This is a genomic window from Lactobacillus sp. JM1, assembly GCF_009834385.1.
GTDB lineage: Bacteria > Bacillota > Bacilli > Lactobacillales > Lactobacillaceae > Lactobacillus > Lactobacillus paragasseri.
This window is the reverse complement of record NZ_CP044412.1, coordinates 1,948,919-1,970,124: the sequence shown is the minus strand read 5'-3', so window position 1 is coordinate 1,970,124 and position 21,206 is coordinate 1,948,919. Positions and strand designations below refer to the sequence as shown.

Sequence of the window (21,206 nt, the reverse complement as noted above, 5' to 3'; positions counted from 1 at the left end):
AGTCTTTTTTTATGCTTAATTAAATCAGGGTTCATATTTTTACCTCATAAAGTAAATTTCACCTTAACTCTATCAAAATTCACTTTATAAAGTAAATTTCTCGAATTCTTGTTAAAAATTCACTTTATGATGAAAACTTTTATATATCAAAAACGGCCCAGTATCTAAATTGATACTAGGCCGTTTTGATTATCTAATTATGCTTTTGCTGTATCACCAGCAATTTTGGTTTTATTAAGCATCAATGAGCTACCAACTACAGAAACGGATGAAAATGCCATAGCTAAGCCGGCTAATTCAGGACTAAGAGTAAATCCTAAGCCAACAAATAATCCAGCTGCAATTGGAATACCAATTGTGTTGTAAATTAAAGCCCAGAAGAGGTTCAACTTAATTCTGTTAAATGTCTTCTTAGAAATATCAAGGGCGCGAACAACACCACGTAAGTCGTTTTGAACTAAGACAATACCACCAGAATCAATGGCAATATCAGTTCCTGATCCCATAGCAATTCCAACATCAGCAGTCGAGAGTGCTGGAGCATCATTAATTCCGTCACCTACAAAGGCAACTTTTTTACCTTGATCTTGGAGCTCTTTAATGTGCATTGCTTTTTCATTAGGTAAAACTCCAGCAATCACTTGGTCAATACCTACTTGTTTAGCAATAGCTTCAGCTACATTTTTATTGTCTCCTGTAAGCATAATGGTCTTTAAGCCACGTTCTCTTAATTCTTTGATAGCTTCACGTGAACTTGGCTTTGGTACATCTTGGATGGCCACTAAGCCAATAATTTCTCCATCTAAGCCAATATAGACAACCGTTTTAGCTTTATTTTGTAAATCTGTTGCTTTTTGTGTCATTTCCTGGGAAATATTAACGTCTGCTAGTAAGCGATCACTACCAACAAAAGCTGTTTTTCCTTTGTAGTTAGCCTTAACGCCTTTACCTTCAATTGCTTCGAAGTCATCAACTTTTTCAATTGTTAATTTTTCCGCTTTCGCTTTTTTGACAATTGCTGTAGCAAGAGGGTGTTCAGAAGATTCTTCAAGACTAGCAGCAATAGTTAAAACTTGTTTTTCATTACCTACAACATCTGTAACTTCAGGCTTACCAACTGTAATAGTGCCAGTTTTATCAAAGACAACTGTATCTAAGTCGCTGACTTCTTGTAAAACTTCACCATTTTTAATTAAAACACCCATTTTAGCACTGCGAGCAGTTCCGACCATTAATGCGGTTGGAGTAGCTAAACCTAAAGCACATGGGCAAGCAATGACGATAACGCTAACGGCAAAAAGCATGGCTTCTACAGCAGTCGCACCTAAAAATGAGTACCAGATAATGAAAGTTAAAATAGCAATAATCATTACCGCTGGAACAAAGATATTAGATATCTTATCTGTTAAGTTTTGAATTGGAGCGTGACTAGTTTGAGCTTTTTTAACTAAGTCGACAATTTGGGCCAGCATTGTATCGGAGCCAACTTTAGTGGCTTTGAAAGTAATGGTACCGTTACTGTTAATAGTTGAACCTACAACGGTGTCACCAACTTTTTTGACAACTGGCATACTTTCACCAGTAACCATTGATTCGTCAAGCGTTGTAACACCTTCTAAGATTTCACCATCAACTGGAATCTTTTCGCCCGGCTTAACGCGGATAATGTCGCCAACTTTAACTTGATCAAGTGGAATTTTAACGAACTTGCCATCTCTTTGAACTTCAGCATCTTTTGCCTGTAAGCCCATTAATTTTCCTAAGGCATTTGATGCGTTGTCGTGCATTTTTTCTTCCATAGCGTCTCCAAGAAGAACGAAGACAGTAACAAAGGCGGCACTTTCAAAGTAGACAGGACGGTTAGTAATCATTGCGAAGATACTGTAGAAGTAAGCAACTGCTGTACCTGTAGCAACTAAGGTATTCATATTAGCACTATGCTTTTTAAAAGCAGCAATGGCACTTTTCCAATAAGGGAGAGCAGAAATCGCCATAATGATTGTTGTTGTAATAAGCGCAATCCAGTTATATCCTGGCATCATCCAATGAAAAGGCATTGCAAACATCTGAATGAGCATTGGAATAGACAGGATGAATGAGATCCAAAAGCGTTTAATATTTGATAGTTTCATTATTTAACGACGACCTTTCCATGGAACATATCCATTCCGCAGGCAAAGTTATAAGTACCTGGCTTATCAGTTGGAATATCAACAGTTATTTCTTTTTTATCGTCAAGAGTCTTATCAACGCCAAGATCTTTGAAGACAATCTCGTTCATACAGCCCATGTTATCAGAAGGAATGAACTTGATTTGTGCAGGCTTGCCTGCTTTAAAAGTAATTACATCTGGCTTGTAGCCATGATTTTCTGCATTAACAACAACTTTTTTAGTTTGATTTTTTGAAAAAATACTCATTTTAGTAGTTCCTCTCTTTATTTAACAATTACTTTTCCATGAAACATGTCCATTCCGCAGGCAAAGTTATAAGTACCAGCTTTGTCAGTTGGAATATCAATAGTAGTAATTTTTTGCTTAGTTAGATCTTTATTAATGCCTAATTGTTCAAAGACAACATGTGATAAGCAGGCAGTAGAATCACGCATGTCAAAGTTAACTTGTGCTGGAACGCCCTTTTTTAGCACTACTGTTGAAGGTGAATAGCCACCGTTCACAACAATTGTTGCAGTTTGTTCATCGTTAACAATAGTTCCAGTTCCTGTAGCTTCCTTGTGTTTCCCAAAGAACCACCAGATAATAAAGCCAATTAGAATAATGCCGATAATTAATGTGATAATTTGACTAATACTCATTTTTATACCCTCCTAGCAGATAGTAGATCCTGCTTTTAAGCAATTGCAGGGAACCTTGTCAGGTGCTGTTTTTTCTTTTTGACTAATTTCTTCTTGCATCTTCATTAAATCACCTTTAGAAACAGGCGAATCTTTGAGAAGCTTTAAGATTACTTCTCCCTTATGCATGTCGCACATTCTGTTTAACAAATTTTTTGTTTCGATATACATCATTTCTGTCTGATTAACAGTAGCAGTATAGATGTAGCGCCGTCCTTCATGTTTGGCAGTTAACCAATCTTTTTGAACGAGTCTTCTAATTAATGTCTTGATGGTTGAATCAGACCAATCTTTTTTTGCTTGAAGCTCTTTTAAAATTTGATTTGTATGGGTTTCACCTAGTGTCCAGACAATACGCATTACTTCCCATTCACTGTCTGAGATAGGAGATAAATTTTTTTCGCTCATTTTTTTATATTCCCCTTCGTTTACATTTGTAATCATACATCTTTATGTTTACATTTGTCAACAAATAAATTTACACTTTTTGATAAAAATATAATTAAAATATTGTTAAAATAAATATTTCATAGTAAAATCTAAACAAATAATGAGAGGTGAGTAGGATGGATGATAAAAGATGGATTGAATTAGCAAAAAGAAAAAAGCAAGATAAGTATTTTGGATTTATCAGTTTGCTGATTGTAATTATGATGGTCTTTTTTACTGTAAAAAACATCGGCTGGCTACTCACTTTTATTGTGGTGGCGGTTATTCTTTATTTCTGGATTGATGTGGAACAAATGCTAGAAGATAGTAAGGTAATTAGTCGCACGCAAAAAATTATTTTTATTGTTCTTGGTACAATTTACGAGCTTATGAGTATTATTTTTGCCTTTGTTAATTTAGATCTTTTATTAGTGGCATTTGGAATTGTCAGTGCTGGATATTTGGGCTTTAAAACTAATGCGGTCTTACGTAAAGACTTGAAGAATAAGAATCTGAAGTTTGCCGATAGCATGATAGCAACTTTTTTGGGAATAGTAGTGGCGTCATTAGTAGTTGCATTAGCTCCAAGAGATATTCTCTGGCTATTTCTTTTGATTTTTGCGTTGGCATATAACTTATTACACTTAATTGTCAGAATTAAGGTTGAACACGATGGGACAAATCGTGAATTATAGGATCAGATGGGAATGATTGTATGCGGCCAGACTTAATTGTTAAGAACAGAAAACTAAACCGTCTTCTTGGTGTGGCCGGAGTTATTTTAAGTTGCGTTATGTTCTTTTTGGCATTTTGGAATATTGGCTGGTTGTATCGATTAGTCGGTTTATGCGCGATTATTTATTATCTTGTTGATATAGAGCAAGGATTAGAAGAAAGCCATGCTATTACTAGATCAGTACGAATTATATTGATTGTCATTGGCGTTTTGTATATGGGATTAAGCATGGTATGTGTCTTTGTGAATGTTGACGTGCTATTAAGAATATTTGGACTAACTGGTGCAGGATATTTAGGTTTTAAGTCATATCAATTAGTGAGAAGTGGAATTTCTAATAAAAAATTGAAACTAGCTGATAGTCTAATTGCAGTTTTTTTAAGTGTTTTTCCAGCTATTTTGTTAATTATTTATGCATTTTGGTATTTTTGGTTGATTTTACTAGCATTTACTCTGCTATATAACTTAGTTCATTTAATTGTTAGAATTAAGATTGAACGTGGACCAACAAATCGTGAATTATAGAAGAAAAAGGTAGCATCTTCGATTTTTAGTCGAGGTGCTACCTTTTTTGAAAATACATAGTTTAAATCAAAATTCCATTACAATGATCAACTTCATGTTGAATTACTTCAGCGACAAAATCAGAGAATTCTTGTTGTCTAGTTTCAAAGTTTTCATTTTGATATTTTACTGTAATTTTCTTATATCTTTCTGTCGGACGCTCTCCCTATAAAGAAAGACATCCCTCATAAGCTAGATACTTGTCGGACTTAGAAACAATAATTGGATTAAGTATCACAATTGGAAGTGGACCAACAAATAAGGTAATAATTCGCTTTTGTACACCGATCATATTCGCGGCAAGTCCAGCAGCTTTGCCGTTATTAGCAAGTAAAGTATCCTTCAAATCATTGGCTGCTGCTAAATCTTGCTTGGTAGCTGGTATAGATTTGAATTTTAAAGAAAGTTCATCATGAATGATAGGTTTAACTGCCATTATTCCAAATACTCCTTGATTAGCTAGCGTGTCGTACTAGTAAATATATCTAACATTATGAAATAAATATTACGGTAAAGCTAGTGAATTATTTCCAAGGTAATAAAAAATGAGATCGCGTACGATCTCATTTTTCTTTTTATCCCATATTTGTAATAAGGAAGAAGATAACAAATATTACAAATAAAATGTACATCATTGGTGATACTTCTTTGTAACGCTTAGAAGCAATCATCGTAATTGGGTAAGCAATCATTCCTAAAGCTAAACCATCAGAGATTGAGTATGTTAATGGCATACCAACAACAACTAAGAATGATGGAAAGGCAATTTCAAAGTTGTCCCAGTGAATGTATTTAAGATTTCCTGCCATTAATACCCCAACGATAATTAAAGCTGGGGCAGTTACAGTAGTTGGAATTACTGCTAAAAGAGGACTGAAAATCATTGAAATTAAGAATAAAATACCAACAAAAATAGCAGTTAAGCCAGTTCTACCACCCATTGCGATACCTGCACTTGATTCAACAGAAGTACCAAGTGGAGCAGTACCAAGAATAGAACCTTCAACCATAGCAAGTGAATCTGACAAGAAGGCTTTACCAATACGTGGAATTTTACCGTTTTTGTCAACCATTCCAGCTTGTTGTGTCATTCCAATTAAAGTACCAGCAGTATCAAAGAAAGTAACTAATAAGAATGTCAAAACAACCATAAATAGTTGTGGCGTATTAATATCCTTTAAATGAAAGACTGCTTGACCAAAAGTAGGCGCAATACTTGGAGCACCTGAAACAATACCATGTGGCATTGGAATTTGACCAATTACCATTCCAAAGATAGCAGTCACGATCATTCCGATGAAGATTGAACCAGGAACTTTAGCAGCCATTAAGATGACAGTTAGAATTAAGCCAAATAAAGTAATCCAAACAGCTGGATTATTGAATGATCCTAAACCAACTAGAGAAGATTTATTATCAACGATTAATTTACCATTTTGTAAGCCGATAAAAGCAATGAATAGGCCAATACCAGCAGAAATTGCATATTTTAAGTCCTGAGGAATAGCATCAACAACTTTTTCACGTAATTTTAAAACGGTGATTAAAATAAACAAAATTGAAGCAACTAACACACTAGCTAAAGCGGTTTGCCAATTGATATGCATTCCAATAACTACGTTATATGAGAAAAAGGCAGCACTACCAAGAGTTGGTGCTAAGGCAATCGGGTAGTTAGCAATGAATCCCATTAAGAAACAACCAATTGCAGTTGCGATTGCAGTAACAGTGAAAGCAGCGCCTTTATTAATACCAGCTGCACTTAAAATATTAGGGTTAACAAAAAGGATGTATGACAATGAAACAAACGTGGTAAGAGCAGCGATTAATTCGCGTTTGACATTAGTATGTGCATCCTCCAAATGAAAGACTTTATCTAAAAATTGCATCATTTCTCCAACATAAAATAAAAATGAAAAAAGGACACAGTTTACCCAAAAGCTATGGGTAAAAGATGTCCTTTAAAGTAAAGCAAATTTATGACGTCTGATACCTATAGTCCTGAATTTATGGCTCAGGGTAGATACTGTCGACCTTATTTCGACGATATATAGATAACTTGATTGTTAAGTATTCTAGCAGAAATTTATCGTATACGCAAATGGAGATAAATAAAAAACAAGTAGTCATTTAAACTACTTGCTTAAGGAGATATTATTTGTCAGTGTCCATCAAAAGGAATTTAGTAAAGCCGCCTTTTTCAGCTTTTTTTGCCTCTACTTGTTTTAGTAAGTCTTCTTTACTAATATTTTTAAAATCTAAAAATGCTTCTAACACTGTATAAACATCAGCTAATTCTTCAAGGAGATTTTGATCGTCGGGTACAGCTTTAACCTCATTAGCTTCTTCGACGATTTTATTTTTCAAGGCATCTTCTCTTTCATCAGGTTTTAGTTGACGATAAGATCGTAAATTGCAATAATAAATTGAACACTTTTGGTTAAGCTGCTTGATAGATTCGATCTAATTCTCTTTCAAAGATTTCATCTGGTGTATGATAAGCTAAGATCTTTCTTGGCAATGAGTTGCACCAGGTTTCAATGTCAATGATATTTTGTAAAGAATAGTTAGCTATTGCTTCTCCTTTAGGAATGAATCTGCGAATAAGACCATTGTGTCTTTCAACTGTTCCCTTATCACAAGAAGTGTAAGGATGGGCATAGTAAACCAGTGTATTGGATGCTTCTTCTAGGTTGGAAAGATCCGCAAATTCTGAACCATTATCAGTGGTAATAGTTTTAAAAATATCATTCCAGTGTTCACTGTATTGTCTTTGGAGTTCTTTAAAGGCCTGCATGACACTGATAGAAGTCTTGTCGGGAATACGAATAATTAAGAATTCACGACTCATGCGCTCAGATAAGGTTAACAGCACTTCATCATCTTTAGTCTTATGTCCAAGGACCAAATCGCATTCCCAATGACCGAATTCATTACGTTCACTAATTTCTTTTGGACGTTCTTCAATACTTCTGCCAAGCTTTTTCTTGTTTTTGCGAACACGATGAAGCTTGGTATTGCGTTTAAGCTTCTCAGGCAAGTCGTAATTATAAATGCCTAATAAGCCCTTATCAACGTAATTATAAAGAGTTTTGGTGCAGACAACATCGCTGCTAGAGAATTCGCCAGCAGCAGTGGCACGATTACTGCAAACATCAAGCGACCAACCGTCTTTAAAGAAATGTTTGTGGACATAGTGAATAAATTGAGTTTTTTTGAGAAAGTCTGATTTGCGCCCACAATTTTTACGATGAGCTTGATATACATCATGTCCTTGAGTAGCCTTGTATCTTTTGACTTTACCATGATACAGTTTTACAGTGCCACGTTTAATCTCATAACTGATAGTAGAAGGAGAACAGTTGAGTTCACGAGCAATTGCACGCAAAGAGCAGCCATCTTTCAAACGCAATTGAATAATAACTCGCTCTTCAAATGATAAATGCTTTCCTTTAACGTGCTGGTTCATGGTAGAATGTAAAGAGTCCATTTTGACCTCCAATAGAAAGTTTTTGTGGTTATTAACATTCTATCAAACAGGTCCGAATGGACTTTTTATTTTTCTAAAGTGTTCAATTTGATTTTACAATCAACGGTTGACGATAAGATGCATAGGTAGCGAATTCAGGTATTTTGTCTCTAACTAGCTTTTTCATTATCCTAACCCTATTTCACATTTAGAACTACGAAGTAAATGACGAAGACAAAGAATAAAATCCACATCATTGGCGTGATTTCTTTGAATCTCTTAGCAGCAAGCATTGATACTGGGTAAATAATTAAACCCCAGCCAAGACCATCTGAAATTGAGTAGGTAAGAGGCATACCAAGTGCGATTAAGAAACATGGAATTGCAATTTCAAGATCAGTCCAGTGAACGTGTGCTAAGTTTTCAGCCATTAATACCCCAACAATAATTAAAGCAGGAGCAGTTACTTGAGTAGTAAAGACACTTAAGATTGGGCTGAAGATAGTTGAAATTAAGAAGAAAATACCAACCCAGACAGCAGTTAAACCAGTTCTACCACCAACTGCGATACCGGCACTTGATTCAACAAAGGCACCAACTGGTGAAGTACCAAGAACAGAACCAACTAACATACCAGATGAGTCAGCTGCTAGAGCTTCACCGGCGCGTGGCATTTTGTTGTCTTTCATGAGGCCTGCTTGTTGAACAAGTCCGATTAAAGTACCAGTAGTATCAAAGAAAGTAACCAGTAAGAAAGTGAAGACAACGATCCACATTTGGACAGTATTAATATCACTAATATGGAAAACAGCTTGACCAAAAATTGGTGAAAGACTTGGAACTCCTGAAATAAAGGCCTTAGGCATTGGAATTTGACCGATGGCGATGCCAAAGACAGCAGCCACGATCATTCCGATAAAGATGGCACCAGGGACTCTGGCGATCATTAAGAAAATAGTTACAACTAAACCAAAAATTGTGATCCAAACAAGTGGATTGTTCAAAGCACCAACAGTAACTAAAGTGGAATCACTCTTGCTAATTAATTTACCACCTTGAAGACCAATAAAGGCAATAAACAAACCAATACCAGCTGAGATTGCGTATTTAATATCACTAGGAATAGCATCGATAATCATCTCACGTACTTTAAATACAGTTAGTAAGATGAAAAGAATCGAAGCAACAAAAACAGCAGCTAAAGCAGTTTGCCATTTAACGTGCATTCCTAAGCAGACGGTGTAAGTAAAGAATGCGTTAAGTCCCAAGGTTGGTGCAGAAGCAATAGGGTAATTGGCAACTAGTCCCATTACAATACACGTGAAAGCAGCAGATAAGGCTGTTGCAGTAAACAGCGCTCCCTTGTTCATGCCACTTGCTCCTAAAACAGCTGGGTTAACAAACAGAATGTAAGACATACTCACAAACGTAGTTAGTCCAGCTAAAAACTCTGTTTTAAATGAAGTGTGGTTTTCATTTAAATGGAAAAATTTACCAATTGAATTCATGTAACCCTCCAGATGTGGTAATGTTCGTATTTTAAAGAAAAAGAAGCTTTAAAATGATTTACTTGTGTTCTTAGTCATCTAAAAGCGAATCTTCAACTAAAATTATATCTAAAATATTAACCATTTCAAGAATAATAGTCAAAATTATTCGATTAAACTAATCTAGAGGCAGACAATAGTACCTAAAATAGCATATTTTTGGCAGAATCCGAACATTATGGCCCGGGAAATATAATATTTTATAATTTAAATATTGACTTTGACCTTGCGTTAATTGATATCTTGAAGCTAGGAGGTGAAAGTAATGCAAGAAAAATATTCAATTGGTGAAGTAGCTGCGATGCTGGAAGTAAGTACGCGTACTCTAAGATTCTATGATGAAAAAGGGCTTGTTAAGCCGGCTTATACGGAAGAGAATGGCTATCGTTTTTATGAAAAAGAACAGATAAGGCAGATAGAATTAATTTTGTTTCTAAAAGATCTTGGCTTTTCGTTGAAACAAATAAAAACGCTCATTCAAGATGAGCGCGGAAGTAAATCGCTTGAGTTGCTTTTAAAGCAGCAGTATCAAGAAAACAAACAAAAAATCAACGAATTGACTGCAAAGCAAAAACAGATAGAACATTTACAAAAAATAGGTGTTTTATCTGCCGCATTAACCAATTTTTCTGACATTACAAGTATTATGAGAAAAGAAAAGAATTTGACAGCTTTGAGAAGCAGACTCTTGGTATGGGGTGGACTCCTAACGCTATTTGAGATAGCAGGAATTGGAACTGCACTTTATTTATATCAGATGAAGATGACGACAATATTAGTAATTGAAGTCGTAGCTTTAATTGCAATAGTTTTTGCAACAGCTTGGGGATTATCAAGGTATTACTATGAACAAGTTGAATATGTTTGCCCAAATTGCGGAGATGTCTTTATTCCATCATTTTTAACTTTTAATTTATCTCCGCACACACCTAAGTTTAGAAAATTAACTTGTCCAAAATGTGGAAAGAAATCATATTGCTTAGAAATTTGTAGAGACTAGGGTAAAATGTACAAATCTAAAAATGATATTTATTAATAAATACTATGATATAATCAAGTATGAAAAAAGGAGATCCGCGGATCTCCTTATACAGCCCGCTTTAAGAGCGGTGGCTTTTAATGTTAAGATGACGAAAACGACGCTCTATAACTCGCCAAAGTTATAGGTAGAGCGGCGTTTTTATTTTTTGTGGTGGTCTATATAGGTTAGCAGAGCTAGCACAAACATACTAATTAAATTGGTAAAGTTTGTGTTTAAAGTATGAATATTAAGACTTTTGCTGGCAGATATAATTAGAAATTAAAAAGCTCGTGCGAATGCACGGGCTTTTTTGTGGGATGGAATTATTCCTCTTTGTTAATTTTAATAAAAACTAAAGTCATCGCCGCGATACTAATGATAGCAACTAAAAGGTAAGTTGGATCTAATGGATTATGCTGAAGAGCATTCCAAACGATGTAAGTAACACTAAAAATTATGCTAAGTATATAGACTAGCTTAAAAATAGTCTTACCAGTAATGATCATTTTTATTCCTCCTGTCGTTACTATAATAATTGTCAAACAGTTGAGTGGGGAAAATAAAGGTTACTTTTATACTTATATTATACTATGGGCGGCTTAATTATAGATGCTGTAAAGTATACTTTACGAAAATACGTAATTTTGTTAAGTATACTTTATAAAAATCACGCCAATAAAAAATACCGATTATCAAGATGGATGATAATCGGTATTTTTGTTAGTGAATTTTAGCTTACTTAAAATTCAAAACCCACAAGAAGATGATGAATACGACAAACAGTACCCACATCATTGGGCTGACTTCTTTACCACGCTTTGCAGAAACCATACAAATTGGGTAAGTAATCATCCCTAATGCTAAACCATCAGAAATTGAGTAGGTAAGTGGCATACCAAGTAAAATCAAAAATGCAGGAACGGCAATTTCTAACTTATTCCAGTGAATGTGAGCAGTGTTTTGTGCCATTAAAACTCCAACAATAATTAGGGCTGGAGCAGTTACTTGAGTAGTGAACACCCCAAGTAATGGACTAAAGATCATTGAAATCAGGAAGAAGATGGCAACAAAGACTGCAGTTAAACCTGAACGTCCACCAACTGCAATACCAGCACTTGATTCAACAAAGGCTCCAACAGGTGAAGTACCAAAGATAGAACCAAACATCATAGCAGTTGAATCTGCGGCTAATGCTTTACCAACACGTGGCATTTTGTTGTTCTTCATAAAGCCAGCTTGTTGAGCAAGACCAATTAAAGTACCAGCAGTATCAAAGAATGTAACAAGTAAGAAAGTTAAAACAACAACCCACATTTGCAGAGAATTAATGTCTTTAACGTGGAAAACTGCTTGACCAAAGGTAGGTGCAAGACTTGGCGCTAAAGAAATGAACTTGTGTGGTACGGCAATTTGACCAGTACAAATGCCAAAGATTGAGGCAGCAATCATTCCGATGAAAATCGCACCTGGAACGCCTAAAATCATTAAGATTACAGTAACAATTAAACCAAAAATCGTAATCCAAACAAGCGGGTTATGAAGTGATCCTAAACCAACTAAAGTAGATTTGTTAGCAACAATTAAACCACCATTTTGTAAACCTAGGAAGGCAATAAAAAGACCAATACCTGATGAAATGGCAAATTTAAGGTCTGAAGGGATAGAGTCAATGATCTTTTCTCTTAATTTAAATAAAGTAATTAAAATAAAGATAATTGATGCAACAAAAACACTGGCTAAGGCAGTTTCCCAAGATACCTTCATGCCAATACATACGGTATAGGCAAAGAAGGCGTTAATACCTAAGGCAGGTGCTTCACCAATCGGATAGTTAGCTACAATACCCATAATTGCTGTACCAAGAGCCGCAGCTAAAGCAGTTGCAGTAAATACAGCGCCAGTATTCATGCCGCTAGCACCAAGAACACTTGGGTTAACGAAGAGAATATAAGACATACTAATAAAGGTTGTTAGACCTGCAATAAATTCAGTTCTAACATTAGTTCCCAACTTTTCTAAATGAAAGTAGTTTTTGATAAAATTCATTTTGTCCTCCAGACATAATGTTCGCTTTTTAGCTTTAAATAAGCAACTTTTACAGTGTAGCATTCTGATAAATAAATGTAAACACGAATTTTAATTAAAGAAAGCGCTACAAAGAACATGGATAGTGAGCATATCGGACTTAGTGAATTATTTCATAATAGCTTTTATTTAATAAATTAATGAAATCGTCCTAAAATTAAGGTGTATAGAAACCTACTTAATGATTGGAGGAAATATCGATGACAACTTACTATAAAGGGTTCCCACAAAGTACTAGAGAAGAAAAACTACACATGGTTAACTTGGATGAACTGGAAAACGAAGCGAAATATGTAATACCAGAAGCTGCTTATTACTACATTGCTAGTGGTGCAGAAAATGAATGGACTTGGCGGAATAATACACAAGCTTTTAACCATTTTCAAATTGTGCCTCGTGCTTTAACTGGGATGCAGGATCCAGAACTGAATACTGAATTTTTAGGGATGAAGTTAAAGACACCAGTTATGATCTGTCCAATTGCCTGCCATGGTATTGCAAATGCCGAAGCCGAAATTGATACTGCTAAGGGTGCAAAAGCTGCCGGTGCTTTGTTTGGAATGAGTACCTATGCAAATAAGAGTGTTCAAGATGTGCAAAGCGCAGTAGGCGACTCCCCACGGTTTATGCAATTATATCTAAGCAAGAACTGGGACTTTAATAAAATGGTAATTGAAGAATCAGTTAAAGCCGGCTTTACCGGTTTCTTCTTAACTGTAGATGCGCTAGTTAGTGGCTATCGTGAAGCAAATTTACGGACTAACTTTACATATCCTGTTCCACTTGCTTTCTTTAATGAATGGACTGGTGGAAAAGGAGAGGGACAAAGTGTTGCTGAAATGTACGCTTCATCTGCTCAAAATATTGGGCCAGATGATATTCGTAAGATTAAGGACATTGCTGATGTGCCTGTAATTGTTAAGGGCGTTGAATGTGCTGAAGATGCGATGCTTGCAATTGGTGCTGGTGCAGATGGAATTGTAGTTTCTAATCATGGAGGCCGTGAAGTTGATGGGGCTCCTGCTACAATTGATGTTTTGCCTGAGATCGCGAAGGCTGTGAAGAGTTGTGATCGCCCCGTTCCAATTATCCTTGATGGCGGCGTTCGTCGTGGTTCACACGTCTTTAAGGCATTGGCATTAGGTGCTGACTTAGTTGGTATTGGTCGTCCATTCTTATACGGCTTAGCACTTGGTGGTGCTCAAGGTGTTCAGTCAGTTATTGAGCAATTGAATAAGGAATTGTTGATTGATATGCAATTGACTGGTTGTAAGACGATTGACGATATTAAACATGCTAAAATTGATCATCTTGACTACACTGCTGATTGGGGGATTTCTTCAACGAGTAAGAGTGTTATGAAGCCATATCCTGTTACTAAGGAAAATCAATTAACTGGTGAAGCTGCAGATGCAGTAAGTGGCGCTTCAAGACATTAGTTTAATGATGTGAGTATATGAAAAAAGCGGCCTAACGACCGCCTAAGCACTATTCTGCGCATTAAATTATAAAGCAGATAGTAACACTGTTCCTATTATGTGTTGCTTTACATGAACTTCATTTAGTTTTACATGAACTTAATGAATTACTTCATTAGTAACAAACATAATTATTGTAAGCTTACTGACTTTTGTAGTGTTGGTAAGTTTTTTTATATTAAAAATTAATTTCTTAATTTTCGCTAAAGTAGGGATTAGGAATTAAAGAGTCGCCATCTAGACTTTTAGGAAGTCTAATTCGCTTTCTATATTCAGTGGGGGTGATCTTTAGATAAGATTTAAATAATCTGAATAGGGATGAGTGATTGTCATACCCAACATATTCAGAAATTTGATCCATATTTAAATTAGTACTTTGAAGTAAATTGCAAGCAATATTTAGTTTGCGCATTTGAAGAAGCTCTTTAAATGTGTGATTAGTTTCTTTAGATATTTTATTTCCCAGGTAGTTTTTATTGTATCCAAATTTATCCGCTAACTCTCTTAGAGTAATGTCTTTAAAGTTGTCATTCATATAATTAATTACAGGATATAGGGACTTTTCATCAATTGATGAAAAGTTTATTTTTTTGCTTTTAATTAAGGCGTTTGGTGCGCAAATGAAGCTTTGTAATAAGTATTTTAATAGTTGATTATTTGATCCGTCGTTATTAAGCCCTTTGTTAATAATGTCTTCAATAATATTTTTGAAAACTAAGTCTTTATTTAAGTCTAAAACTAAGTAATTGTTATGAGAAAAATTTCGCTTAGTACAGTTGATTAAAAAAGATACGAGGAGATTATTTTTATCATGGAGGTTACTAGTTAAATCATTAATTTCGTAATCATCTCTAATTAAAATATTAACTAAGATGTCTTGCCTTCGCGCATAGTTAATTCTTTGCTGAATTTCACGATCCATGATAATTAGATTGCCCGGCGTTAAAGTAATTAATTTATCGTCAATGTATTGAATACTACGGCCTTGATAGCAATAATTCATTTCGATAAATTTATGTTTATGAGCCGGAATATAAGAAAAACGATTAGATTGGGTAACTGCAATTCTGCCTTGATCAAAAAAGTGCCAAAAAGGCATTCGTGCAATTGAATCTTCAATGTTCTCTGGACTTGTTGGAACATCTTGAACATTTTTACCATTGTTATTAATTTGTTCTTGTTCAATAGGAGTAACTTGAAAAAGCTGCTTTTGTATTGAAGAAGTAATCATTTTTACCTCACCTTTTGTCTATATAATCTGTACTTTTGCAACCAATCTAATACTATCACAATACTGAAAGCGATTACAATATGATCCATAATTATTAGTGAAATGAGCGAGGAGGAAAAATTATGGACGCTTCGGTAGAAAATAACTTAGTAAAAAAATATCAACCATTAGCTATTGCAGCAGGCTTGGGATCAGTATTAGGGTCTGGAATAATAGTTGGAATGTCCGCAACTATTACTGTTTGGCAAGTTGGATTACATATGACAAATAATCAAGTAGGGGTTATATCAGGTGCATTGACTTTTGCAATTGCAATTGGATCGTTATTAGCAGGACAAATAACTAAAATATTTGGACTAGCAAAATCATTTAATTGGATGGATTTTATTTACGCTGTCGGTGCTTTGATTTGCGTGTTTGCACCTAACTATTTCACTCTATTGGTTGGAGCAATAGTAGCTGGTTTTGCATCAGGAGCAGATTTACCTATTAGTTTGACTATGATTTCTCATGATGCTCCTGATGATAAAACATCGTCGAAATTAGTTGCGTCTACACAAATCTTTTGGCAAATTGGTGTATTCGCATCTTATGGTGCAGCATTTATTGTTTCGAAAATGGCTGGAGATTCTGGAGCTAGAGTCGTATTTGGATGCTTAACTGCATTAGCCTTATTTATTTGGGTCTGGCGTACATTTTCTAAAAAGTTTAAGGAATTCCATGAAAAAGGAAATAAACGTCAATTAGAAAATAGTAGTAAATCTGGAGAAAAAGTATCAGTTACTAAAGTATTATTTGGTGAGAATAAATCAAAATATCTTCCAATATTTATTTGTATTATGATGTTCTACATTTGTTGGAACTTATTAGCAAATACTTTCGGTCAATTTCAAACATTTATGTTAGTTCAAGCGCATGCTTCTCAAAGCTTTGCTACAGGAGCTGGATTAGTATTGAACTTTATTTCATTATTCGCAACAATGGCATTTGCCAAGGCTGCAGGTAGTAAATATAGAAATGTATATTTTGTAATCGGAATGGCAATTCAATTTATAGCTATGTTTTCATTAGCAATTCTAAGTCATGCTTTATGGCCAATCGTAATTGCTATTGGTGTGATGAGTATCGGTAGCAACATTGCTGGTGAAGCAATTTATAAAGTTTGGACGCAAGAAGCATTTCCAATTGAGACTAGATCAGCAATTCAAGGATTTATTGGTGGATTTTCAAGATTCTTATGTGGTGTATTTGCGTTTGTAACACCAGCATTGGTTGTTCAAAGTGTCATTAAAAAAACAATGTTTGGATTTTCAGGGATGATCCTTGTAGCATTTGTTTTTGGTCTAATAATGATCAAATTAGAAAAGAAATATAATATTCGGCAAGATCAAAAGTAATAGGAGTAATTAAAATGGCTTTTAAGTTTCAAGTTCATTCTGATATTGAATTTAATCATAATCGTGATTTTTTAGAAAAAGCAGATAAATATAAACCAAAATTACATCAACAAATAGTAAATGGAAAAAGATTAGTTAAAGTAATAAAGGATTCCGCTAAATTAGAAAATACTGGTGTTAAGAAAGTAGCAGACATCTCTAATCTTAAAAATATGGGCATGACACGTGACGATAAAATAGTTATTGATTTTGGTCAACATTGTGTAGGTCAGTTTTCAATTCATATTGAACATCAAGGGTCTCCAATGGATGCTCCGTTAGCTTTTAAAATAAAGTTTGCTGAAATGCCAAATGAATTTAATTATAAGTCAGAAGACTACCATGGCTGGCTAAGTAAGTCATGGATTCAAGAAGAAATGATTCATGTTGATAAATTACCAGTAGATCTAAAATTACCACGTCGCTATAGTTTCCGATATGTAGAAATTAGCGTTATAGATACTTCTCCAAAATGGAAAGCGTATTTTTCAAAACCACAAGTTCTAACACAGAGTGCAGTTGATACAGAAAACTTTAAACAGCCCCAAATTCAGGATCTAGAGCTTAAAAAGATATATCAAGTTGGTCTTAATACGTTACATGATTGTATGCAAGATGTTTTTGAAGATGGTCCAAAGCGCGATAGAAGATTATGGCTTGGAGATCTTAGACTGCAAGCCCTAGCTAACTATGCTTCTTTTGATAATACTGATTTAGTTAAGCGATGCTTGTACTTGTTTGGTGCTATGACAACAAAAGACGGTCGCATTTCTGCAAATGTATTTACTAATCCAGATTATGTTCCAGATGACACATTTATGTATGATTATAGCTTATTCTTTATCTCAACTTTATATGATCTAGAGAAACATGAATATGACGCAGAAATATTGCAAGATCTATATCCTATTGCAAAAATGCAATGGAAATATATGCAACGATTTATTAAGCCAAATGGTGAAGTAATTCCAGATGAAGATTACGTAACATTTGTTGATTGGTCAACAGAATTTGATAAGACAACTTCTGCACAGGCAATTACAATTTATGCATTAAAGCAGTTAATAGAACTAGCTCAAATGATTGGTGATTCGGATAAATCAGAGTTGGAAGAACAATTATCAAAACTTACTGAATATGCCAAAAATAATTTATTTGATTCAAATAAACAGTTATTTGTTTCTGGGAAAGATAAAGAAATAAATATTGCTAGTCAAGTCTGGATGGTTTTAGCGCATGTAATGGATGATGAAACTAATAATAAGATTATGACAAAAACAGTTAAGAAACTATTTCCAATTAAAGGGATAGCAACACCATATATGTATCATCATGTAGATCAGGCCTTATTTGAAGCGGGGATGCAAGACGAAGCTATTGATTTAATGAAATCATATTGGGGCAAAATGGTTAACTTAGGTGCAGATACTTATTGGGAAGCATTTGAACCAGAAAATCCAGATTATTCCCCTTACGGTAGTCCCATTGTAAATAGTTTCTGTCATGCATGGAGCTGTACGCCGATTTGGTTATTGAAAAAATTTGTTGCATAAAAGAAAGAAGCTGATTAATATGGCAAAAGTCATAAGTAAGTTTCATTCATGGTTAATTATTGTAGCGTTATTATCATTAAATATTGTTGAGCAAGCTGCTAGTGTAATTAATGCTACAATTCCAGGAATGGCAAAGTCTTTCCCAAATGAAGCTTTAGTAAATATCGAATTAGTAACCACGGTAGTTTCAATTTTTGTAACGATTTTTGTTCTGGTAAGTGGAGTAATTGTTAAATGGATAGGGCAAAAGAGAACGGCAATTTTAGGTTTATTAATTGCATCAGTAAGTTCTATTATTCCAGCAATTATTAATAACTTCACTGCTATCCTAATTTCACGGGCAATCCTAGGAATAGGTATTGGCTTGGCTAATCCTCTTGCAATAAGCTTAATAGGTGTTTTCTTTTATGGCGATCAACGTGCAAAATTAATGGGATGGAGAAGTGCCATTGCTGGGATAGGTACAGCAGCAATGACGTTTGTTGCTGGACAGTTACTTGTATTTAGTTGGCATGCTGCATATTGGGTGTACCTACTGTTTATTCCAACTTTAGTTTTGTTTATTTTCGTTGTGCCTGATCCAGAAAAATCTGGAGCATTGCAGCGTCAAGAAGTCGAACAAGAAAAAGAAATGGCTGAAGCCGCAAAACAAGGCAATGAAGTAAAGAAGAATCCTATTGGATTAATAATCTTGTTGACTCTTTTAACATTCTTTACACTAGTTTCTATGATGGTTTTTGCTGTTAAATTGCCAACATATTTCGTTCAATCTCATATTGGAACTCCAACAGATGCAAGTAATGTTTGGAGTGCAGTCAATTTAGCAACAGTTGTTGGTGGCTTCTTATTTGGCCCCATTTATAAGAAATTAGGTAAATATGTTTTGCCTTTAGGTTTGCTAAGTGCTGGTATTTGTGTAGGTATTATTCCATTTGTTTCGTCTTTATGGCTAGTATATGCAGTTTCGATGATAGAGGGGATTGCTGGTTCATTGATTATTCCATACATTTTTAACCGTATTAGTGAAGTATCAAGTGCCAAGAAAGCACCATTATTTACATCTATTGCATTAGTGGGCTCTAATTTAGGTTCTTTTATGGCCCCATATGCTGGAGAGGTGCTTGGTATGGGAACAAATGCAGGCCTAGCAATTATGAACGCAGGAATAATAAATATTATTTTAGCAATTGCATCTATAGCTGTAATTTTTATGTTAAAAAAAGCAAATGTAGCTAAAAGGATTTAATGTAAAAATGAAAACAGAAAATTATTTATGTATTGACATAGGTGGAACCAATATAAAATATGCAATTTTGAATAATGCAGGAAACATTATTCAAAATGACAAGATAAAAAGTATTCATAATAAAAAAGGATTTTTAAATCAAATAGATAAAATAATTGATCAGTTTAAAGGATTAAAAGGAATTGCATTTTGTGCTCCTGGCAAAGTACAAGATAATACTATTTACTTTGGTGGTTCTCTTCCGTTTTTAGATGGGATTAATTTTAACAATCGATACAATGAGTTGAAAGTTCCAATCGCTGTCATCAACGATGGGAAGGCAAGTGTACTGGCAGAAAATTGGCTTGGTAGCTTAAAAGATTTAGATAATTGTGCAGCAATAACGTTAGGAACCGGTCTTGGTGGGGGAATTATTGTTAATGGTCGTCTACTTTCAGGTGTGCATGCCCAAGCTGGTGAAGTAAGTTTTATGAAGCTCACTGATCAAAAATACGATGATAAAATAGCAGGATTACAGTATTCTGCTGTTCAAATGATAAAAGCAATTAACAAGAATACTAACAACGATAGTGAAGATGGTCTTAGAGCATTTGAATTAATTAATAAAAATGATTCCGATACTGTAAAAATTTTTAATCAATTTTGCTATGGCATAGCTACTGTGATTCTTAATATTCAAACTGTCGTGGATTTAGAAAGATATGCTATTGGTGGTGGGATCTCTGCTCAACCGATTTTGATAGAAGGAATAAATAAAGCATATCAGCAATTGATTGATAATAATCCAATTATTTCTAAGATGCTTACTAAACCAGAAATAGTGAGTGCAAAGTTTAAAAATAATGCTAATTTGTTTGGTGCATTATATAATTTATTGCTTACAGAAAATCATGAAACTTTGTAAAATGAAAATATATGAATAAACTGCGATCCAACATGGACCGCAGTTTTTATTTGTAATAAAAAATATTTAATGAAATCGCTTTACAAAATGGAACGTTCCAACTATACTTTAAATATAAAAGCGGTTTCAAAAAATGATGTAAAAGAAAGGGAGATATTTTTATGCCAGTTATTGAAGCTAGAATAGATCAAAGATTAATTCATGGAATTGTAGTTAACCAATGGAATTCACGATTAAATCCTAAAAGATTTATGGTAGTAGATGATGTTGTCAGTCATCAACCAGAAATCAAAGATTCAATGAAATTAGCTAAACCTGCTGGTACAGGAATGAGTATTATTGATTTTGATAAAGCCTCTACTAATTTTAAAAATGGAAAATATGATAATCAAAAAGTTTTTTTAATTGTTAAAGAACCCTCGATGATTCTTAAGTTAATGGATGCAGGTGTTGAAATTCCAAAACTAAATTTAGGTATTATTTTTGCGGAAGATGGAAGAACAAATATTAGTAAATTTATTAATTTAAATAAGGCAGAAGTGGATGATCTGAAAGAAATTGAATCTAGAGGAGTCCCAATTCGAATTCAATACATTCCTGATGATACACCAGTTGATTTTAATAAGGCGATTGAGGGACACGACTTTAAGTAAA

At 34.4% G+C, this 21,206-nt stretch carries 20 protein-coding genes, 1 pseudogene and 1 riboswitch; of the genes and pseudogenes, 9 read left to right on the top strand and 12 right to left on the bottom strand.

Going from position 1 to position 21,206, the window contains the following annotated elements:
• Positions 1–197: 197 nt before the first annotated feature.
• From F3I00_RS10030 to F3I00_RS10015, 4 genes are read right to left on the bottom strand one after another with little or no spacing between them, the layout of a single operon-like run.
• A complete protein-coding gene (locus F3I00_RS10030; protein WP_020807455.1) occupies positions 198–2,132 on the bottom strand; it encodes a copper-translocating P-type ATPase in 1,935 nt (644 codons plus the stop codon).
• On the bottom strand, positions 2,132–2,419 hold the full coding sequence (locus tag F3I00_RS10025; protein ID WP_003649757.1) for a cupredoxin domain-containing protein: 288 nt from the start codon (positions 2,417–2,419) through the stop codon (positions 2,132–2,134). Before F3I00_RS10025 ends, F3I00_RS10030 begins: the two co-directional genes overlap by 1 nt.
• Positions 2,420–2,436: 17 nt before the next feature.
• Positions 2,437–2,814 carry a cupredoxin domain-containing protein gene (locus tag F3I00_RS10020; protein WP_020807456.1) on the bottom strand — a complete coding sequence of 126 codons (378 nt, stop codon included), beginning with the start codon at positions 2,812–2,814 and terminating at the stop codon, positions 2,437–2,439.
• Between the two features lie 12 nt (positions 2,815–2,826).
• On the bottom strand, positions 2,827–3,261 hold the full coding sequence (locus F3I00_RS10015) for a CopY/TcrY family copper transport repressor (protein WP_020807457.1): 435 nt from the start codon (positions 3,259–3,261) through the stop codon (positions 2,827–2,829).
• A 158-nt stretch (positions 3,262–3,419) separates the two neighbouring features.
• On the opposite strand from F3I00_RS10015, the gene F3I00_RS10010 reads away from it, so the two are divergent.
• On the top strand, positions 3,420–3,977 hold the full coding sequence (locus F3I00_RS10010) for a hypothetical protein (RefSeq protein WP_020807458.1): 558 nt from the start codon (positions 3,420–3,422) through the stop codon (positions 3,975–3,977).
• Between the two features lie 20 nt (positions 3,978–3,997).
• A complete protein-coding gene (locus tag F3I00_RS10005; protein ID WP_020807459.1) occupies positions 3,998–4,543 on the top strand; it encodes a hypothetical protein in 546 nt (181 codons plus the stop codon).
• A 61-nt stretch (positions 4,544–4,604) separates the two neighbouring features.
• Here the strand turns inward: F3I00_RS10005 and F3I00_RS10000 are convergent.
• The 5 genes and pseudogenes from F3I00_RS10000 to F3I00_RS09980 all read right to left on the bottom strand — a co-directional run bounded on the left by F3I00_RS10000 (position 4,605) and on the right by F3I00_RS09980 (position 9,559).
• Positions 4,605–5,018 (bottom strand): annotated as a pseudogene (locus F3I00_RS10000) (peptide deformylase).
• Between the two features lie 139 nt (positions 5,019–5,157).
• A complete protein-coding gene (locus F3I00_RS09995) occupies positions 5,158–6,471 on the bottom strand; it encodes an NCS2 family permease (RefSeq protein ID WP_020807461.1) in 1,314 nt (437 codons plus the stop codon).
• An 87-nt stretch (positions 6,472–6,558) separates the two neighbouring features.
• A riboswitch (purine riboswitch) is annotated at positions 6,559–6,656 on the bottom strand.
• An 80-nt stretch (positions 6,657–6,736) separates the two neighbouring features.
• Positions 6,737–7,036 (bottom strand): nucleoside triphosphate pyrophosphohydrolase, encoded by a 300-nt coding sequence (locus F3I00_RS09990; protein WP_159311097.1) that lies wholly within the window; start codon positions 7,034–7,036, stop codon positions 6,737–6,739.
• Positions 7,023–8,072 (bottom strand): IS30-like element ISLga1 family transposase, encoded by a 1,050-nt coding sequence (locus F3I00_RS09985; RefSeq protein WP_024273054.1) that lies wholly within the window; start codon positions 8,070–8,072, stop codon positions 7,023–7,025. The genes F3I00_RS09990 and F3I00_RS09985 overlap by 14 nt, the downstream gene beginning before the upstream one ends.
• A gap of 176 nt (positions 8,073–8,248) precedes the next feature.
• A complete protein-coding gene (locus tag F3I00_RS09980) occupies positions 8,249–9,559 on the bottom strand; it encodes an NCS2 family permease (RefSeq protein ID WP_003650572.1) in 1,311 nt (436 codons plus the stop codon).
• 304 nt (positions 9,560–9,863) lie between these two features.
• On the opposite strand from F3I00_RS09980, the gene F3I00_RS09975 reads away from it, so the two are divergent.
• Positions 9,864–10,598 carry a MerR family transcriptional regulator gene (locus F3I00_RS09975; protein ID WP_020807463.1) on the top strand — a complete coding sequence of 245 codons (735 nt, stop codon included), beginning with the start codon at positions 9,864–9,866 and terminating at the stop codon, positions 10,596–10,598.
• A gap of 344 nt (positions 10,599–10,942) precedes the next feature.
• Here F3I00_RS09975 and F3I00_RS09970 read toward each other — a convergent pair whose 3' ends face one another.
• Both F3I00_RS09970 and F3I00_RS09965 read right to left on the bottom strand, forming a co-directional pair.
• Entirely contained in the window at positions 10,943–11,125 is a 183-nt protein-coding gene (locus tag F3I00_RS09970; RefSeq protein ID WP_020807464.1) for a hypothetical protein, read from the bottom strand.
• Between the two features lie 229 nt (positions 11,126–11,354).
• Positions 11,355–12,665 carry an NCS2 family permease gene (locus F3I00_RS09965; protein WP_003650577.1) on the bottom strand — a complete coding sequence of 437 codons (1,311 nt, stop codon included), beginning with the start codon at positions 12,663–12,665 and terminating at the stop codon, positions 11,355–11,357.
• A 239-nt stretch (positions 12,666–12,904) separates the two neighbouring features.
• Between F3I00_RS09965 and F3I00_RS09960 the strand changes: the two genes are divergently transcribed.
• Positions 12,905–14,143: an alpha-hydroxy-acid oxidizing protein gene (locus F3I00_RS09960; protein WP_003649771.1), complete on the top strand. Its 1,239-nt coding sequence runs from the start codon at positions 12,905–12,907 to the stop codon at positions 14,141–14,143.
• Between the two features lie 232 nt (positions 14,144–14,375).
• Here the strand turns inward: F3I00_RS09960 and F3I00_RS09955 are convergent, their stop codons facing one another.
• Positions 14,376–15,413, bottom strand: a complete 1,038-nt coding sequence (locus F3I00_RS09955; protein ID WP_020807465.1) for an AraC family transcriptional regulator — start codon at positions 15,411–15,413, stop codon at positions 14,376–14,378.
• Positions 15,414–15,535: 122 nt separating this feature from the next.
• On the opposite strand from F3I00_RS09955, the gene F3I00_RS09950 reads away from it, so the two are divergent.
• The 5 genes from F3I00_RS09950 (at position 15,536) to F3I00_RS09930 (ending at position 21,205) form a co-directional block, all read left to right on the top strand.
• Positions 15,536–16,810, top strand: coding sequence for an MFS transporter (locus F3I00_RS09950; RefSeq protein ID WP_020807466.1), 1,275 nt, complete (start codon positions 15,536–15,538; stop codon positions 16,808–16,810).
• A gap of 14 nt (positions 16,811–16,824) precedes the next feature.
• On the top strand, positions 16,825–18,402 hold the full coding sequence (locus tag F3I00_RS09945; RefSeq protein ID WP_113533184.1) for a family 78 glycoside hydrolase catalytic domain: 1,578 nt from the start codon (positions 16,825–16,827) through the stop codon (positions 18,400–18,402).
• A gap of 19 nt (positions 18,403–18,421) precedes the next feature.
• Positions 18,422–19,648: an MFS transporter gene (locus F3I00_RS09940; RefSeq protein WP_020807468.1), complete on the top strand. Its 1,227-nt coding sequence runs from the start codon at positions 18,422–18,424 to the stop codon at positions 19,646–19,648.
• Between the two features lie 7 nt (positions 19,649–19,655).
• A complete protein-coding gene (locus F3I00_RS09935; protein WP_020807469.1) occupies positions 19,656–20,552 on the top strand; it encodes an ROK family protein in 897 nt (298 codons plus the stop codon).
• A gap of 161 nt (positions 20,553–20,713) precedes the next feature.
• The gene (locus tag F3I00_RS09930; RefSeq protein ID WP_020807470.1) at positions 20,714–21,205 is read left to right on the top strand and encodes a PTS sugar transporter subunit IIB; all 492 of its coding nucleotides are present in this window, start codon (positions 20,714–20,716) and stop codon (positions 21,203–21,205) included.
• The last annotated feature ends 1 nt before the right edge of the window (position 21,206 follow it).

Excerpts from the sequence above, each read along its gene's own strand:
- F3I00_RS09965 (WP_003650577.1), bottom strand. The coding sequence starts at position 12,665 with ATGAATTTTATCAAAAACTACTTTCATTTAGAAAAGTTGGGAACTAAT.
- F3I00_RS09970 (WP_020807464.1), bottom strand. The coding sequence starts at position 11,125 with ATGATCATTACTGGTAAGACTATTTTTAAGCTAGTCTATATACTTAGC.
- F3I00_RS10010 (WP_020807458.1), top strand. The coding sequence starts at position 3,420 with ATGGATGATAAAAGATGGATTGAATTAGCAAAAAGAAAAAAGCAAGAT.
- F3I00_RS09955 (WP_020807465.1), bottom strand. The coding sequence starts at position 15,413 with ATGATTACTTCTTCAATACAAAAGCAGCTTTTTCAAGTTACTCCTATT.
- F3I00_RS09935 (WP_020807469.1), top strand. The coding sequence starts at position 19,656 with ATGAAAACAGAAAATTATTTATGTATTGACATAGGTGGAACCAATATA.
- F3I00_RS09930 (WP_020807470.1), top strand. The coding sequence starts at position 20,714 with ATGCCAGTTATTGAAGCTAGAATAGATCAAAGATTAATTCATGGAATT.
- F3I00_RS10015 (WP_020807457.1), bottom strand. The coding sequence starts at position 3,261 with ATGAGCGAAAAAAATTTATCTCCTATCTCAGACAGTGAATGGGAAGTA.
- F3I00_RS10005 (WP_020807459.1), top strand. The coding sequence starts at position 3,998 with ATGCGGCCAGACTTAATTGTTAAGAACAGAAAACTAAACCGTCTTCTT.
- F3I00_RS09940 (WP_020807468.1), top strand. The coding sequence starts at position 18,422 with ATGGCAAAAGTCATAAGTAAGTTTCATTCATGGTTAATTATTGTAGCG.
- F3I00_RS10020 (WP_020807456.1), bottom strand. The coding sequence starts at position 2,814 with ATGAGTATTAGTCAAATTATCACATTAATTATCGGCATTATTCTAATT.
- F3I00_RS10030 (WP_020807455.1), bottom strand. The coding sequence starts at position 2,132 with ATGAAACTATCAAATATTAAACGCTTTTGGATCTCATTCATCCTGTCT.
- F3I00_RS09950 (WP_020807466.1), top strand. The coding sequence starts at position 15,536 with ATGGACGCTTCGGTAGAAAATAACTTAGTAAAAAAATATCAACCATTA.
- F3I00_RS09980 (WP_003650572.1), bottom strand. The coding sequence starts at position 9,559 with ATGAATTCAATTGGTAAATTTTTCCATTTAAATGAAAACCACACTTCA.
- F3I00_RS10025 (WP_003649757.1), bottom strand. The coding sequence starts at position 2,419 with ATGAGTATTTTTTCAAAAAATCAAACTAAAAAAGTTGTTGTTAATGCA.
- F3I00_RS09975 (WP_020807463.1), top strand. The coding sequence starts at position 9,864 with ATGCAAGAAAAATATTCAATTGGTGAAGTAGCTGCGATGCTGGAAGTA.
- F3I00_RS09995 (WP_020807461.1), bottom strand. The coding sequence starts at position 6,471 with ATGCAATTTTTAGATAAAGTCTTTCATTTGGAGGATGCACATACTAAT.
- F3I00_RS09985 (WP_024273054.1), bottom strand. The coding sequence starts at position 8,072 with ATGGACTCTTTACATTCTACCATGAACCAGCACGTTAAAGGAAAGCAT.
- F3I00_RS09960 (WP_003649771.1), top strand. The coding sequence starts at position 12,905 with ATGACAACTTACTATAAAGGGTTCCCACAAAGTACTAGAGAAGAAAAA.
- F3I00_RS09945 (WP_113533184.1), top strand. The coding sequence starts at position 16,825 with ATGGCTTTTAAGTTTCAAGTTCATTCTGATATTGAATTTAATCATAAT.